Source organism: Flavobacterium keumense (genome assembly GCF_029866485.1).
GTDB lineage: Bacteria > Bacteroidota > Bacteroidia > Flavobacteriales > Flavobacteriaceae > Flavobacterium > Flavobacterium keumense.
This window is the reverse complement of sequence record NZ_CP092332.1, coordinates 586,317-601,214: the sequence shown is the minus strand read 5'-3', so window position 1 is coordinate 601,214 and position 14,898 is coordinate 586,317. Positions and strand designations below refer to the sequence as shown.

Sequence of the window (14,898 nt, the reverse complement as noted above, 5' to 3'; positions counted from 1 at the left end):
CTTGTTTTATGAAGAATATTAAAATAAACCTTAAAAGTCAATTATACAATTGGTATGACTTTTTTTTACAAACCATATTGTTTATTCCTTTATGTCTTTATTTGTATAATAAGTATAGTAGTACTAGTGGATTTATTGTTTTTTATATTTTTCTTCTAATTCAATTTTCTTTTACCTTTTATCTTCATTTGGTTTATTATTTAAAGAATAAAGGAGAGAACTTTAGTATAAAAGAGGATAAAATAGAGAGGGTGAAAAATGGACAAAAAGAGGTATTTTATTCTGCAGATATAAAAAAAATAGTTATTTGTAAATCTGCTAATATGGATAAATGGGGTATTCCGTATACAACATTTGAAAGTTTTAGAGTAGCAAGAGTTTACCTTAAAGATGGTAGGTCTTTTATAATGACAAATTTATTAGAATATGATTTGGAAAAACCATTGCAAATATTAAAAGGAGTTAAATTTGAAAGAAGAAAAGGTTTTTCATTTTTTATTTAGAGTGATGATAAATCAAAGACCCCCCGCTCCCGCACGAATCCTTTCGTGTGGTATGTGAGTATCGGTAGTGGGTCGTGTATCAAAGTTAGTGATGACACAAATTCCATATTTTAATATGTTGATAATCAATATTTAAATTAATTTATTTTAAACAAGGGGAGACTATATGTCTCTCTTTTTTTATTTTTATTGTTTCTTAAAAACGCTAAAAATGGCTTTTAATACGTCCTCGTGTATCAAAGTTAGTGATGACTCAAATTTCATAATTTAACATATTGATAATCAATATTTAAGTTAATTTATTTTACAAAAGGAGAGGCTGTATGTCTCTCCTTTTTTTTGAGTACTGAAAAATAAACGGGTATTCTAGCCCCGATAGCAGCGACAACCCCCCGCGAGGGGATATAGCGGATAGCGGGACAGTACGGGTTGAGAAGATGCGATGGGTGCTGCTAAAAAAAAAACAAAACCATAGAAGGACAAACCGTGGCAACTTCAGTAAAAGGTTTGGCAACAGGTTCTTGGACACGAGTGGCTACTACCACGGCAGAGACCAAGGGCGAAACAGCACATACCTTGTATGATGTTAAATACCACCCAGTGCGCACGCACAACAAAAACTATTTGGGCGGATATACGTACACTGACAGTAAAGTAGATGCTTTTACGGGTCAGGTGCAATACACCATAGAGTGCCATAGACGTTTGATAACCGATACTGAACTGGTGGTAAAACAGAATTTTACCTACTCGGCACAGGATAGATTAATGAAACATACCCACCAAATTAACGGTGGAGCAGAGCAACTCTTGGCAGAGAATACCTATGATGAGTTGGGGCAACTCGTGAGTAAAAAAGTAGGGAATACCATCGCCACACCGCTTCAAAAAGTGGATTATACTTATAACATAAGAGGGTGGATGAAATCCATTAATAATCCTAATGCTTTACAACAAGGCTCAGACCCTGCGGATTTGTTTGGCTTTAAAATCAATTACAATACGGTAGAGGGTAGTGTAGCTGTGGCAAACAAACTCTATAATGGAAATATTGCTGAGACGTTTTGGAGCACAGCCACCGATGGTGGATTTGTGAGAAACTACGGTTACAAATACGACCAGTTGAATCGTTTGAAAGACGCTACTTATCAAAAATCAAACGTGGTGACTAATATGTATAATGAAAACCTGACTTACGACAAGAACGGAAACATCTTGACATTAAAACGCAATGGCGATAGAGATGTACAAACAGGAACCATAGGAATTGATAATTTAAGTTATGGCTATGCTACTAACTCTAATAAACTTATGAGTGTGGTGGATAATACTAATAATACCAGTGGTTTTAACGATTTTAATAAATCAGGAAATGATTATGCTTATGATGTCAATGGTAATATGACCTTGGACAAGAACAAGAAAATCACGGCTATCACCTACAACCACTTGAACCTACCTACAAAAATTGTATTTACAACAGGAAATATTGTTTATATTTACAATGCGGCAGGGCAAAAGGTACAAAAGGTAGTAACTACCACCACACCAGCCAGTGTAGTGACAACAGATTATTTGGGAGGCTACCAATACAAAAATACAGCATTGCAGTATTTTCCAACGGCGGAGGGGTATGTGAAGAATACTCCTATGGGTAGCACTAATGCTTACAGTTATGTGTTTAACTACACTGACCATTTAAGGAATACTCGATTGAGTTACACCAAAAACCCAAGCACCAACGTTCTTACAATTTTAGAAGAAAGCAACTACTATCCATTTGGATTGAAGCATAATGGGTATAATCCTATTTCACCAGTTCCTGAAAACAGAAGACTTTTTAACGGTAAGGAGTTGCAAGAAGAGTTAGGGTTGAATATGTATGATTATGGCTCACGTATGTATGACTCTGCAAGAGCTGGTTGGAGTAATGTTGACCCATTGGCGGAGAAAATGCGTAGATGGTCTCCATACAATTATGCTTTTGATAACCCAATTAGATTTATTGACCCTGATGGGATGAAACCTGTCGATTGGATTAATTGGACTGGACAAGACGGGAAACAGCATCTAACCTATGACCCTAAAATAAAAACGTTACAAGAGGCAAAAGATAAAGGATACTCTACAGCAAGCCAAGTGTTTGCAAAAGGTAGGGGAACCAATGATAAGACTAATGAAGTGGTTAGTTTTCAAGAAGGTGGAAAATTCAGCATTAATGGGAAAACAATGAATTCGGCTGATGGCGCATATACAACTCAGACTGGAGCCATAATAGATAGAAATAAAAGTGGTGTAGAACAGATTACTGCTGTTGGGCAAGGAGTTGGGGATGGAATAACAGCTATAGGGTTAGTAACATTTCCACCACTTGCAGGTGCTGGAGAAGCTATAAGTAATACCTTTTTAGGTTTAGAAGTTTTAGATAATTTAAGTACTGAAGGACTTTCAAAAGAAACAGTCATTGACAATGGTGTTAAAGTTGGATTAAGCATTGGTTTTGGAGAGTTAGGCAAAGCCGGGGTTAAGGGAACTCAAACCGTTGCTGGTGAAGCTACTGTTAAAGCAGGTAAAAATATGGTTTCTGAATCTATAATCCAAGCAACAACAATGGCGGGACAAAAGGCAACAGAAAAAATCATTGAAGATAAAAGAAAATAAATACGAATATGACGCTTTTTTTATTAGGTATTGTCTTTATTGTTGCTGGTGTAATAATAATGATAAGAAATAAATTTTATAAGACTAGTACCAAAACTATGCTATTTCCAGCTGAAATAAAATTGTTTATGTCAGGTTTAATTTTATTTTTAATGGGAATTTATGTTTTAATAAGTGAGATTTTAAAGTTTTTTAATTAATATATTTAGGATATGAAATTTTTAGGAATTATTTATCTAGTTTTTTGTGGATTTATTTTACCGCAGGAAAGTATGATTAAAGGAAGATATGAGATGCAATTTGAAGAGGAATTTAATTCTCAAAATTGCATAGTCAACTTTGATGGCAATATTTACAAAAGAAAACTTTCTGATGGAAAAACTGTTAAAGGTAAAATTGAGTATTCAAACCAAAGAATACTTTTAAAAGATACAAATACCTCTTTACAAATGGAATTTTATAAGGATGAAATGCCTAATGATACAATTTACTTTAAGACTAAAGATTTGAAAAATAAAAACAAAGGTAAAGAAGGAGAGATAGTTATTTATTCAGGTAAATTGATACGAGTGAAGTGGTAAAGGGTAATGTATCAAAATTAGTAATGGTGATACAATTGCTAATTAGTGAATTAAAAATTCTCAGTAGACGCAAGTGTATCAATTGTAACTGCTAAAAATAACAGCTAGCGACAAAATAAATAGGCAAATACACTATATTTAATAATATATTTGTTTTGTCCCCGTACTGTAATTTAATCAAAAAATTATAAATTAATTTAAACTATTTAATAAGCAATATTGATACCAAATTTTGACCATAATAATGTAATACCCCCGCATCTAGGAAACCCAACTCTTAAAGAACATTTGAGTCCTTATTGTTGTACAACATTAGAACTTTGTACAACATTTGCAACCTCAAAAGAGAGAATTGAAATTTTGAAAGGACTACTATTGTTTAGAAAAAAAATGAACGATTTAGGTATAAAGCAAGGATTTCAATGGTTAGATGGAAGCTTCATTGAAAATATTGAGATTGCTGAAAACAGAGCCCCAAGAGATTTAGATTTGGTAACTTTCTTTGGAGGATTGACTACTGAACTTCAAGAGAAAATACCTGTTGAATTTTTAGAATTTGTTAATCCATTGATTTCTAAAGAAAAATATAAATTAGACCATTACCCAGTAGATTATTGTTTTAGTCCTGAGGTTACGGTAGAGTCAACAAGGTATTGGATACAGTTGTTTACTCATAATCGGTTGAATATATGGAAAGGGATATTGCGTTTAGAATTAAATACTCCGGAACTCGATGCTGAATCTGTTAAATATCTTAAAGAAGTTATGTTATGAGTTTATTTTGGGAAATTGAACAAACGAAAGCTCAGATTGTAGATACTGAAAGAATGTTGAATTTAGTTAAGGGACACCCTCTAATGTCCGTTAGTTTTCAAGAAAAATTAAATTTCTTGAAAAATAAACTAGAAGGTTTACCAAAGGATTCGAAAGAACCAAAAATAAGATTGTTATTTAGTGGCGGAGCCGTTATGGGTTCTATCGGAATAAAATCAAAATTTGTAAGTAAAACAATCAATCCTATTCAAGAACTAATAAAAACTCAAACGGCTTTAGTGCGCTTTGGTGAAGTTGGTAAACGAGGGAGAGCTAAGAAAACAAGTATTTCAGATTTATATTTAACGGCTTTACCAATTGGTTCATTTGGAATAGAGTTATCTCAATTAGAATCAACGGATTTGTTTGTGGAGCAAGAGGTAGGTACAGCAATCCATCAAGTAATGGAATTAATTTCTGCTACAACAAGTAGTAATGAGGCATTCGAAGAAGCTATTGAACATACTCCCAAAAGAAATCTTAATAACTTAAAAGCTTTTTTGAAACAGATTGATGAGGAAAAATCAATTCTAAAAATAGAATCAGGTTCGTATGGGATTAACATAACTGAAGAGCAAATTCATCAAGGTTTTGAAAGAGTTAATCTAACGGTAAATGAAGATTCTGAAATTATTATTAATGGAATTTTGCGAGGGTTTTTACTTGACAGTAGTAAATTTGAAATTACAGATGAAGATGGGAAAACTATTACAGGCATTATAGGCCCAGAATTAACCGAGGAAAAAATACTTGAATATGACAAAAACTATTTGAACAAATCATGTGTTTTTCATCTCAATTTTTATAAAACTATTTTTACTTCTGGTACAGAAAAGTTAAGTTATGAATTACTTGAAATAAAGCCAATTGAGAATAAAAAAGTAAATTAGTCTATTATATTACTCTTATGGTATGAAAACATATAAATTTACAATTTTATTAATATTAATATCAATTTCCAGTTGCAAGAACAAAATTGAATTGGATAAAAAATATTGTTCAAACAATGAAAATTCTGCTACTAAAATTGCCGAAAAAGAATGGCTTAAAATTTATGGTAAGGAAATCTATAAACAAACTCCGTTTATTGTGAAATTAAAAAATGACACTATTTGGGTAGTTGAGGGGACATTACCTGAAAACTCAGATGGTGGTGTACCATATGCCGAAATCAATGCGAAAACTTGTGAAATTCTAAAAATAACACATGGTAAATAGAACTTCAATTGTTTATACTTTAACGGGAGCGTATTAAAATCAATAACAATTATAAATTTATACACGATGAAATACATTAATTTATTTTTAGATTGGTTAGATGTTTTAATGGTAAGTATAGCTACTTTTAAATGGATTCAAAAGATTAGAAAAAATCCAGAAAATGTAAAAATAAAGTTAAATTATTATTTTTATCATAGAAATTCTATAATAATCATATATTGGTTTTTAACAGGGACTTCCTTATTACTTGGACTAAATAATTTACTTATTTTTTGCTTAATTTGGCTTAAATTTAACTTATCTATAGAGGGATTTTACCTAGGAGTTATTTTCGTTTTAGTATTTACTTATGTACCTCGTAGAATCTTTATTAAAATTATTGAAGACCATAGTAGAGATGTTAAACGAATTAATCCGGTCTTGCAGATAGTGTAAAATTTCGTTGATGTATCAAAATTAGTGATGACTCTAAATCAATAAGTTACTGTATTGATAATCAATGTTTAAGTTAATTTATTTTACAAAAGAAGAGGCTGTATGTCTCTCCTTTTGTATATTTATTATCGCTTAAATCTTTTAAAATGGCTTTTTATCAGTCCTGGTGTATAACTTCGTTCAGTTCGCAAAAGCTCGAGTCAAAATTTGCGATACTAAAATTTTTCCTCATTGTACTGCTCCTACACTTATTAAAAATAGGTTTACTGCTAACCAAAAACAACAATTTTATTGTAAAACGTGCACGAAACGATGTATCGATTTTTATACAAATAATGGTTATGGTAAAGAAATCAATGCCCATATTGTAATGCTTATTAAAGAGGGTATGGGAATTAGAAGTATGGCTCGCATTTTATGTATTTCTACCACCACTTTACTAAAACGTATAGTATTCATTGCCAAAGGAGTTCAATCGCCACCCATTAGTTCGAGTCAAATATATGAAGTAGACGAGATGAGAACTTTTTTACGACATAAAGGGAAGGTAATTTGGATTGTATATGCTTTAGATAGAGTCAATAAAAATGTAATCAGTTTTGCTGTTGGTTCAAGAACCAAGAAAACACTCAATCAAGTTATTAAAACCGTAGTACTTTCCAATCCCAAACGAATTTATACTGATGGGTTGATTCACTACAAATTTTTAATTCACAACACTATTCATAAAGTTACCCGTTTTGGAACCAATAGAATTGAAAGAAAGAATCTGAGTCTCCGTACTCAATTAAAACGTCTCAATAGAAGGTCAATTTGTTTTTCTAAAAGTTTGCTTGTACTCAGCGCAGTGCTAAGGATTTATTTTTGGTCTAGATAACTTCCGAAGAGTAAACGCCTAAAAACAACCGAGGTATCAAAACGCAAACAAACACGTATTAATGGCAAGTTTAACCTATAACTTGAAGTCCACGAAGTTGCAGCGAAGCTAAATACTTACGCTTTACCATCAAAAAACCATCCATTTTAGCCCAAGTTATTTCCCTAAAACAAGGGAAGTGCTTTGCTTTTGTAAAAACGGTCTATCAAGACGTCATAATCTCAAATTTAAGCACCCAAAATTTTAGAATTTTCTATAAGAACTAAATAACAAACCTCGCTTAAAAGGGCTTAAACGAGGTCGGAATTTTATGTTTTTTGTCCCGATGCTTCGGGATATTTTAAAAAATGGTAGTTGTGCAACAGTTACCGCTGTTGGCAGTATTTTTTTTACCAATATCTATTTTCTTTTAAAGTGTTCGTAATTTCTACTGCAATTTCTGAACACTTTTTTATTTGAGTTAATTCATCTTCAAAATCTTGTGGCTTGAACTCAAGAAATTTATTTAATATTTTTACGAACCCATGAGTTACTTTTTTAAATTCTACTTTTCTAACCTCGCAAACAAAGACCAATCCATTTTCGGTTTCGTGTAAACTCCAAAGCCCATGAATAAATAGATTTCTGTTTATTCTAATCTTATCAATTGAATTATGTAAAGATTTAATTTTGACTTCTTCAATTTCGTGATATTTCGATAATTTTAATAAGAGTTTTAGATTTTGACTAATTGAATTATCTTCTAACATTATAGAACTTACAAATTCATCTTCGGACTTAATTAAGATATAAATAAGTTCTTTTATTTGGCTTTCAAGATTTGAAAAACCAATTGATATTTGACCAATTTGTGAGTAAAAATTTTGTTCGTTTAAAGTCATTAATTCATTATTTTTATGAGTTATTTTAGCGGTAATTATAAATTTTATTCTACACTATAAGTCAATTTCATATATGATTTACAAATAGAGAGAATTAGAATTTGAGATTCTTTTAAATTAAGTGTTTTTTGAGGCATTCCAATACCTAATTCTCCGTGTCTTGCTTTAACACCAAGTATTCCATAATTATTTACTGTTCCTGTAAATGCGTGAATATCTGTTTCTGAATAACCTGAATCAGCTAATATATTTTTGAAATGATTTTTATTAATTTTTTTTGAATAAGTTCGAAGTGAATCAAATATTGAGTATAAATTAATCCATTCCAATCCATTACCTAATTGTAGAAGAATATGCAAAATATCATTTTCTGTTTTTGATAAATTTATTAAATAAGCAAATCTGTTTTTGACTGATAAAAATTTTGTATCCAAGACTAATTCGTCATCAAAGGGATAACTTTGAGCGATATCAAATTTATTTTGTGGAGTTATATCTATAAACTTATCCCAAATAAACATTTTGACAAGTTTTTGATTAGAAGTGTCATCATAATCATCGTTTATTGTGCAATATAAATTCGCTACTCCATTGTATAAAGACATTAAAGTTAATGCTCTTGCCCAAATTTCTTCTGGATTAATTAAACTTGATAAATGTGGAGATGTAAATAAGCAATTTGGCGGTCTATCATCTTCTTCACAGACAATACATATATCGTGTCCATATAAATTTGAATGTGATAGAAATTTATTATTCTGATAAAATACTGTAAAAATGTATTTGTTTTCCAATTTTTTAGTTGTTTAGATTTCTGTACGGCTTTAAAATTACTGCCAACGTTTTGCATATTTATGAAGTGGAGGCTTTTGAAAACCGATGTTTCTTTTTTGTACTTAACTTTCTTTGATACACATAGTTTCATTTTAGCACTAAACCCGCCATTTCATAAATATGCTGTTGGTGGCAGTACTTTATTCGGTTTTAATTGTTATTACTTGTCTTATCTCACCGTTTTCTATTTGCATTCTTAATCTTTCAAAGTCAAAATTTTGTCCACTTGAAATTGATACATTATCTATTGCATCTAAAGGTCCTTCGATTTTAAGGTCATCTACAAGTTTTATTTGTCCTCTCGTTAAACTTCTTTCTACTAAAGTCAAGTCTTTAGTGAAAGAAGTAGGGTAATTTGAACCTACTTCACTTCCAAACAATCTTAATAAATTTTCTGGAAAGTGAGTTTCTGCAAATTCTTGAGGATTTATTATTCCTGTTGTGTTTTCTCTGTATAATGTATTTAAAGCGTTTTTAAGCCCTCTTTTATCTTCAAATGATGCTACATTAGTTTCAATGAATTGAAATAAGTCATCTTTAAATCTTTTTGTAACCAATTTATCATTTCTGTTTGTTTGAAAACCTAAAAACTCATTATAAAAATATTCTGCTAAATCTCGTTTGCCACTGCTAAAATTGTCATCATACATATAACAAGAATATATATCATTCGGTGGAGTAAGATTATTTGTATCTTCAATAATAAAACCTATTTTGTAAAAATCTTTTGCTGGTGAGAGGAATAAATCATTTACAAGTTCAATTAGTTTCTGATTGTTAAACTCTTTGATTGTAAATGCTTCTTGTAATTCTGCTTTAATTACAAGTACAAAGTGTTTTCTGTGCAAAAAGCCATCAAGAATGAGCAATAAGCCAGCTGGAATGGTCTTTTTATTATGACTCATTGCTAACAAATCTGAAATGCTTTTTGATAAGTCTAAAAATCTATCATTATCTGCATTTTTAATACTCCTCGAATATCCATAAAATGAATTATCGTCTGATTTAGCAATTTCAAGTTTAAAAAATCTTTTAGCCTTGGAAAATGCAGTGCCAATTCTACTTTTTAGTGTTTCAAGTTCTAAAGCACCAAATGTAAAGAGATTTTCAGAATATTCTGCAAACCCAAACTCATCACTATCAGTTTTCTTATGAACTCTGTGTATTACTATTCTATTTATTTCTAATTCGCTAATTTCTATCATATTAAAATTCGTTTATAAAGTCAATATTGTTAGGGTTAATTTCAAAAATATTCTGTAAGTACTCAAGCATATTTGGACTTCCCAAAACGCAAGTATTTAAGTGCTCTAAAACCATATAATACAATGTGCCTAATGAGCTTCTTTTCTTGTCAAACTTTAAAAGAATCCATTCATTATTCTCATTATTTTTATTTATAAATTCTGGGTATAAGTTCACTTTAAATATATTGCTTTCTAATTCTGCTTTGTTTATATTAACTATTAACCCTCTATCATAAAGACAAATGATATTTGGCAAAAACTTCCAATCAGTTTTATTGTAATAATCCTTAATATGTTCAAATGAAAATGATGAACTGTCGCCTATAAACATAAAAGAAAATAAAGGATTTTTATATTCATTTGTAGTAGTTGGAATATTCAGCATTATTCCTTTTCCTCCAGCATCTAAAAATTGTGGGCTAATATTTTCTCTCGTTAAGAATTTATTAAGCCTTTCTTTTGTAGTTACAAAATCGTCAATATGTTTTTTATTCCAACTCGATTTAATTTCAGCATAAGCATAAATTGATTCATATGTCAAATATTCTGTTTCATCAAATGTCTTGTATAAAATTGGTGTTCTAAAATTGTCAGCAATGATTAAATCTAATTGAGGACTAGTTGAAAGGCTAGTGTCTATAATATGACCATTACTTATATAATACTTCTCTGGTAGTTTCTTTTTGAAGAAATTCCTAATAGCAACTTCTAACTGACTTCCAGAAGCGTAAATATCTCCGGAATTATGAATTAATTTGACTTGACTTTGGGCTATATCAATTCCGTCTGCTTCAAAATTGAAGAAGGTGTCAATTGAAAGCTTTTTAAAATCTTTATCTTTTTTGTTGCTCATTTGTTAGGTGTGTAGATTCTGTAGTATTGCCACCAACGGTTTGCTTGTAGGCGATGTTGCCTTGTGTTGCGCCTGCGGCAAGGTAATATTGCTTACAAGCTGTTATAGGAAGTTATTTTATTCAATTTATTAATAAAGGCTACTTCTTTACCTGGTGCACTATTCTCCGCTTTTAACAATCGAATTTCAGTTCTAGTCAAATCAAATATTACTTTGCTAGCTTCACTTAACTTCAATTTTGCTAAATTTTCAATGAAAGACAAGGAAGTTGATACTATAGTTTCAATTTTCCCAAAATCGTATTCAATTCTGTGGAGATTCATATGATTCGAATACTCCAAAAGAAGATATTCTATTTTCTCTTCCATTTCCTTCGTACTCATTTTTGTGTTAGATACTTCGGTTATCCAATTTCGTAAACGACCCAATTTTAATTTTGTGTCGGGATCGGATTTAAACTCAATGACATTTTCAATAGAAATATTTTCATTTATAATTGGAATTTTTTTTAATACTACTCTAACAGCATCCGAAATATCTAACTTCTCTGTGATTAATGTCTTCTTATATTTTTCTCGAATAATTGGTATGTAATGGTCTGAACTCTTAGAGTTATTAATAATTGAAAAAATCCGAGATTTTAATTCGACTATTTCTCTTAACGAACTAAGAGAACCAAAAATATTGTCTTTCGGATTGTTTTTATCTAAATATGGGTTTTCAAAGTCGCTTTCAATTAAGTATTGACCTAAATCTTTGGTCTCATCAATTGAGTGGAAAATTGCATAGTCTTTTTTGAAATCATTAGCAGAATAATCAATAATTAATCCTGCCTTCATATATATTTCTATTTCCTTCAGCTTTCGCTTCACTAAGTCCTTATCGCATGGTCTTAAAGGCAGATTTGAACACACTAATTCTGCAGATGCAATACTTGCTGAACTGAACATTAATTTGTCAAAAAACAGTATATCTTTTGCGATTGGTGTTTCCTCCAAAATATACCAAGGTTCAAACGATAAAAATCCTATTGTATTCATGTGTATAATTTCCTATAACACCCAAATATACGCATTGCGTACATTCGAATTTACAAACATGCGTACATCCATTTATGATTAAGCGCTTTATTGTTGGGAATACCATATTTCTATACTAAAACTAAAAAATTTGTAAGTAAATTAATTTAATTGACGCAAGTTTCTTACATTTATCATCCCAACCCAAATCGATTACGATGGATATTCAAATTTACCTGCAACGCTATACCGAGCGTTTACAAATTCAACGTTACAGTCCTTCCTCTATAAAGAACTATCAAAGTAATGCGTCCCTGTTTTTAACAGTTGCTTCTCACAAGTATACTTCTGCTGAAGAAATTGAAATAGCAGCAATAGAGCAATACATCTTTTGGAAAATTAAAAAAGACAACATAAGCGCCTCCCATCAACGTATTATTTTGGCTAGTATTGCTAAATTTTATGAGTTGGTATTAGTCAAAAGAATCAATCTAAAACATCTTTACCCAAAAAGGAAAGAACATAAATTACCCAACTTCCTAACATTTGCCGAAGTAAGAAAACTCATTGATGTAACTACTAACTTAAAACACAAAAGTATCATAATGCTATTGTACTCAGGAGGCTTGCGTCTTAGCGAAGTTGTTAATTTAAAAATAACTGATATAGATTCCAACTCCATGACCATCACTATTCGACAAGCTAAAGGCAAGGAAGAGCGTCAAGTGATGCTGTCTGAAAGTTTCTTACTAATTTTTAGACAGTATTGTTTAAAATACCAACCTAGCTATTATGTATTTGAAGGACAAAATAATCTGCAATACTCAGGAAGAAGTATTCAACAAATAGTAAAACAAAGTGCTATAAAATCAGGTGTCAACAAAAGAATTTGTCCTCATATTCTTAGGCGTAGCTTTGCAACTCATTTATTGGATATGGGTACTGATATTCGTCACATTCAAGAGCTATTGGGGCACAGTCACCTAAATACCACTAAAGTCTATACCCAGTTAACAGATGTAGCTAAAAATAAGATTAAAAGCCCTTTAGATAGATTGTAGGATTTAAAAAAAATCACTCCAAATTAATCTAGGTCATTTTTTATTAAACAGAAAATTGACAATCTGATTTTTTCTTTTTCAAGATATAATAAAAAGTTTAAACCGAATTACAATTCTAAATTACCATCACAGATTTATGAAACTATTTTAATAAACTGTCTATATGTATAAACCTTTTTTTTTAAATAAATTATGGAAAGAACTCAAGTAGTAACAAGAGAAGAACTTTATGATTTAGTATGGGATAATCCTCTTTCTAAATTAGCTAAACAATATAACCTTTCAGACAATGGCTTAAGAAAAGTTTGTAAGAAACTAGAAATTCCATTGCCTAAAAATGGGTATTGGCAAAAGATTCAATTTAATAAAAAGGTAATTAAAGAAAAATTACCCTTAAACAATACCGTAGCATCTTCAATAACTTTGAAATTTAGAGATAATTCTGAAACTCTCATAAATGGGGAAGAAAATCAATTAAACCAACTCACCAAAGAATTGAAAGTCCAATTAAAAGACATTACCCTATTTCCCGAAAAAATAGCAAAGCCAAGCCAATTGATAATTGATGCTAAAAATGATTTAAAAGGAAAAAAGCCTTCTTCATTTCACGATAGAAATGGATTATTAATCACATCTCAAAATATAATTAACATTGCTGTTTCTCCACAAAATGTAACACGGGCATTGCTGTTTATGGATGTTCTCATAAAAGCCATACAAAGTAGGGGGCATAAAATAATTGTTGATAATGGAACTAAAATAATAATCAACAACATTGAATTAAAAATCGATCTTAGAGAACGATTAAAAAGAAATATAGTTAAAGGAACCCATTGGGATTCAACAGTATTAGAACCTTCAAATATTCTATCATTACGGTTAGATATTTATCCAGTAAAAGAGTGGGCAGACACCAATACTACTCAATTAGAAGATAAAATTCCTAATATAATTGCAAAATTAGAATTACAAGCCATCGAAGAAAAACAAAAAGCTATTGAAAGAGAGATTTGGCAAAGAGAATATGAACGCAAAAAAAAGATTGAAGCAGATTTTGAGGCTAAAAAAAACTCTGAGATAAAAGAGTTTAAAAGTTTATCACAAAAAGCCAACAGATGGCATCAAGCTGAAATTTTAAGAAAATACATCGCTGAGGTTGAAAATAAATCAATAGAAACTAATTCTTTAACCGAAGAAGTTACCCAATGGTTAGAATGGGCAAAAAATAAAGTGGCGTGGTATGACCCTTTTATCGAAAAAGAAGATGAAATATTCCAAAAAGTAAGTCGTGAAACATTTGACTAATTGGAGATGAAAAATTAAGATACAACACGTTTTACCAACACCTGTACCAATGACCTTAAATTCATTTTGAGGTCATTGGTTTTTTATATTCAACTCATAACCTTCATAAAATCAATGATTTAATTGAAATTGGGATTAAAATTAGAAGTATTTTGTATCCAATTACTTTAAATCAGTAGGAGGGATGGCGCCTTTTGGGTTAAATAATTCCCAATCGTCCCAAATGTAATCAGAGGTATCAAAACTGTTTACCCAGTCAATAAATAGCAACCTAAAGTTTTCTATTTCGGTTCGGATAAGATTTGTAAATGTTTCATCAATAGATTCATCATACAAACTCAAACCACCCACTTGGGTATATAAACTCATGGCATGAAATCGAATGATAGCTGCATTTTGCATTCGTATGCTGTATATATTACCAGCTTCAGCGCCTGCAATCTTTGCAGGTAGCATCATAGCATCTGCGCGCATAATTTCTTTCATACTTTGAAGCAGTTCATTGTCTTCTGGCAAGGAAGCCGCTAAACTCTCTACTAACTGAAACAAGAGTTCAGCCTTTTGATAAATAGGGAGCTGTTGGGTTTTATTGTGGTTGGGCATGATT

At 30.9% G+C, this 14,898-nt stretch carries 16 protein-coding genes; 10 read left to right on the top strand and 6 right to left on the bottom strand.

The annotated features are described in order from the left end of the window. The first annotated feature begins 8 nt into the window (after nt 1-8). From MG292_RS02635 to MG292_RS02600, 8 genes are all read left to right on the top strand, one after another. Nucleotides 9-503, top strand: a complete 495-nt coding sequence (locus tag MG292_RS02635) for a PH domain-containing protein (protein WP_264534242.1) — start codon at nt 9-11, stop codon at nt 501-503. Between the two features lie 486 nt (nt 504-989). Next, nucleotides 990-3,164: an RHS repeat domain-containing protein gene (locus MG292_RS02630; RefSeq protein ID WP_264534243.1), complete on the top strand. Its 2,175-nt coding sequence runs from the start codon at nt 990-992 to the stop codon at nt 3,162-3,164. Nucleotides 3,165-3,376: 212 nt separating this feature from the next. Beyond that, a complete protein-coding gene (locus MG292_RS02625; RefSeq protein ID WP_264534244.1) occupies nt 3,377-3,745 on the top strand; it encodes a PDDEXK family nuclease in 369 nt (122 codons plus the stop codon). A gap of 219 nt (nt 3,746-3,964) precedes the next feature. Continuing rightward, complete coding sequence (locus tag MG292_RS02620; protein WP_413614224.1) at nt 3,965-4,519, top strand: DUF6932 family protein; 555 nt, start codon at nt 3,965-3,967, stop codon at nt 4,517-4,519. Then, complete coding sequence (locus MG292_RS02615) at nt 4,516-5,448, top strand: hypothetical protein (protein ID WP_264534246.1); 933 nt, start codon at nt 4,516-4,518, stop codon at nt 5,446-5,448. Before MG292_RS02620 ends, MG292_RS02615 begins: the two co-directional genes overlap by 4 nt. 22 nt (nt 5,449-5,470) lie before the next feature. Further along, on the top strand, nt 5,471-5,776 hold the full coding sequence (locus tag MG292_RS02610; protein WP_264534247.1) for a YbbC/YhhH family protein: 306 nt from the start codon (nt 5,471-5,473) through the stop codon (nt 5,774-5,776). A gap of 66 nt (nt 5,777-5,842) precedes the next feature. After that, the gene (locus MG292_RS02605) at nt 5,843-6,214 is read left to right on the top strand and encodes a hypothetical protein (RefSeq protein ID WP_264534248.1); all 372 of its coding nucleotides are present in this window, start codon (nt 5,843-5,845) and stop codon (nt 6,212-6,214) included. Between the two features lie 166 nt (nt 6,215-6,380). Then, on the top strand, nt 6,381-7,091 hold the full coding sequence (locus MG292_RS02600) for an IS1 family transposase (RefSeq protein WP_264534249.1): 711 nt from the start codon (nt 6,381-6,383) through the stop codon (nt 7,089-7,091). 389 nt (nt 7,092-7,480) lie between these two features. On the opposite strand, the gene MG292_RS02595 is transcribed toward MG292_RS02600, so the two are convergent. The 5 genes from MG292_RS02595 to MG292_RS02575 form a co-directional block, all read right to left on the bottom strand. Next, nucleotides 7,481-7,972, bottom strand: coding sequence for a hypothetical protein (locus MG292_RS02595; RefSeq protein ID WP_264534250.1), 492 nt, complete (start codon nt 7,970-7,972; stop codon nt 7,481-7,483). Between the two features lie 44 nt (nt 7,973-8,016). Beyond that, nucleotides 8,017-8,766, bottom strand: coding sequence for a hypothetical protein (locus tag MG292_RS02590; protein WP_264534251.1), 750 nt, complete (start codon nt 8,764-8,766; stop codon nt 8,017-8,019). Between the two features lie 180 nt (nt 8,767-8,946). Continuing rightward, on the bottom strand, nt 8,947-10,011 hold the full coding sequence (locus tag MG292_RS02585) for a nucleoid-associated protein (RefSeq protein WP_264534252.1): 1,065 nt from the start codon (nt 10,009-10,011) through the stop codon (nt 8,947-8,949). A 1-nt stretch (nt 10,012) separates the two neighbouring features. Further along, nucleotides 10,013-10,906 (bottom strand): DUF6602 domain-containing protein, encoded by an 894-nt coding sequence (locus MG292_RS02580; protein WP_264534253.1) that lies wholly within the window; start codon nt 10,904-10,906, stop codon nt 10,013-10,015. A gap of 92 nt (nt 10,907-10,998) precedes the next feature. Next, nucleotides 10,999-11,946, bottom strand: a complete 948-nt coding sequence (locus tag MG292_RS02575; RefSeq protein WP_264534254.1) for a hypothetical protein — start codon at nt 11,944-11,946, stop codon at nt 10,999-11,001. A 197-nt stretch (nt 11,947-12,143) separates the two neighbouring features. Between MG292_RS02575 and MG292_RS02570 the strand changes: the two genes are divergently transcribed. Together MG292_RS02570 and MG292_RS02565 are read left to right on the top strand one after the other, a co-directional pair. Beyond that, nucleotides 12,144-12,986 carry a tyrosine-type recombinase/integrase gene (locus tag MG292_RS02570; RefSeq protein ID WP_264534255.1) on the top strand — a complete coding sequence of 281 codons (843 nt, stop codon included), beginning with the start codon at nt 12,144-12,146 and terminating at the stop codon, nt 12,984-12,986. A 192-nt stretch (nt 12,987-13,178) separates the two neighbouring features. Further along, nucleotides 13,179-14,291 (top strand): hypothetical protein, encoded by a 1,113-nt coding sequence (locus tag MG292_RS02565; protein WP_264534256.1) that lies wholly within the window; start codon nt 13,179-13,181, stop codon nt 14,289-14,291. A gap of 162 nt (nt 14,292-14,453) precedes the next feature. Here MG292_RS02565 and MG292_RS02560 read toward each other — a convergent pair whose 3' ends face one another. Then, on the bottom strand, nt 14,454-14,894 hold the full coding sequence (locus tag MG292_RS02560; protein WP_264534257.1) for a hypothetical protein: 441 nt from the start codon (nt 14,892-14,894) through the stop codon (nt 14,454-14,456). Between the last annotated feature and the right edge of the window lie 4 nt (nt 14,895-14,898).

Excerpts from the sequence above, each read along its gene's own strand:
- MG292_RS02635 (WP_264534242.1), top strand. The coding sequence starts at position 9 with ATGAAGAATATTAAAATAAACCTTAAAAGTCAATTATACAATTGGTAT.
- MG292_RS02625 (WP_264534244.1), top strand. The coding sequence starts at position 3,377 with ATGAAATTTTTAGGAATTATTTATCTAGTTTTTTGTGGATTTATTTTA.
- MG292_RS02615 (WP_264534246.1), top strand. The coding sequence starts at position 4,516 with ATGAGTTTATTTTGGGAAATTGAACAAACGAAAGCTCAGATTGTAGAT.
- MG292_RS02610 (WP_264534247.1), top strand. The coding sequence starts at position 5,471 with ATGAAAACATATAAATTTACAATTTTATTAATATTAATATCAATTTCC.
- MG292_RS02605 (WP_264534248.1), top strand. The coding sequence starts at position 5,843 with ATGAAATACATTAATTTATTTTTAGATTGGTTAGATGTTTTAATGGTA.
- MG292_RS02595 (WP_264534250.1), bottom strand. The coding sequence starts at position 7,972 with ATGACTTTAAACGAACAAAATTTTTACTCACAAATTGGTCAAATATCA.
- MG292_RS02585 (WP_264534252.1), bottom strand. The coding sequence starts at position 10,011 with ATGATAGAAATTAGCGAATTAGAAATAAATAGAATAGTAATACACAGA.
- MG292_RS02580 (WP_264534253.1), bottom strand. The coding sequence starts at position 10,906 with ATGAGCAACAAAAAAGATAAAGATTTTAAAAAGCTTTCAATTGACACC.
- MG292_RS02575 (WP_264534254.1), bottom strand. The coding sequence starts at position 11,946 with ATGAATACAATAGGATTTTTATCGTTTGAACCTTGGTATATTTTGGAG.
- MG292_RS02570 (WP_264534255.1), top strand. The coding sequence starts at position 12,144 with ATGGATATTCAAATTTACCTGCAACGCTATACCGAGCGTTTACAAATT.
- MG292_RS02565 (WP_264534256.1), top strand. The coding sequence starts at position 13,179 with ATGGAAAGAACTCAAGTAGTAACAAGAGAAGAACTTTATGATTTAGTA.
- MG292_RS02560 (WP_264534257.1), bottom strand. The coding sequence starts at position 14,894 with ATGCCCAACCACAATAAAACCCAACAGCTCCCTATTTATCAAAAGGCT.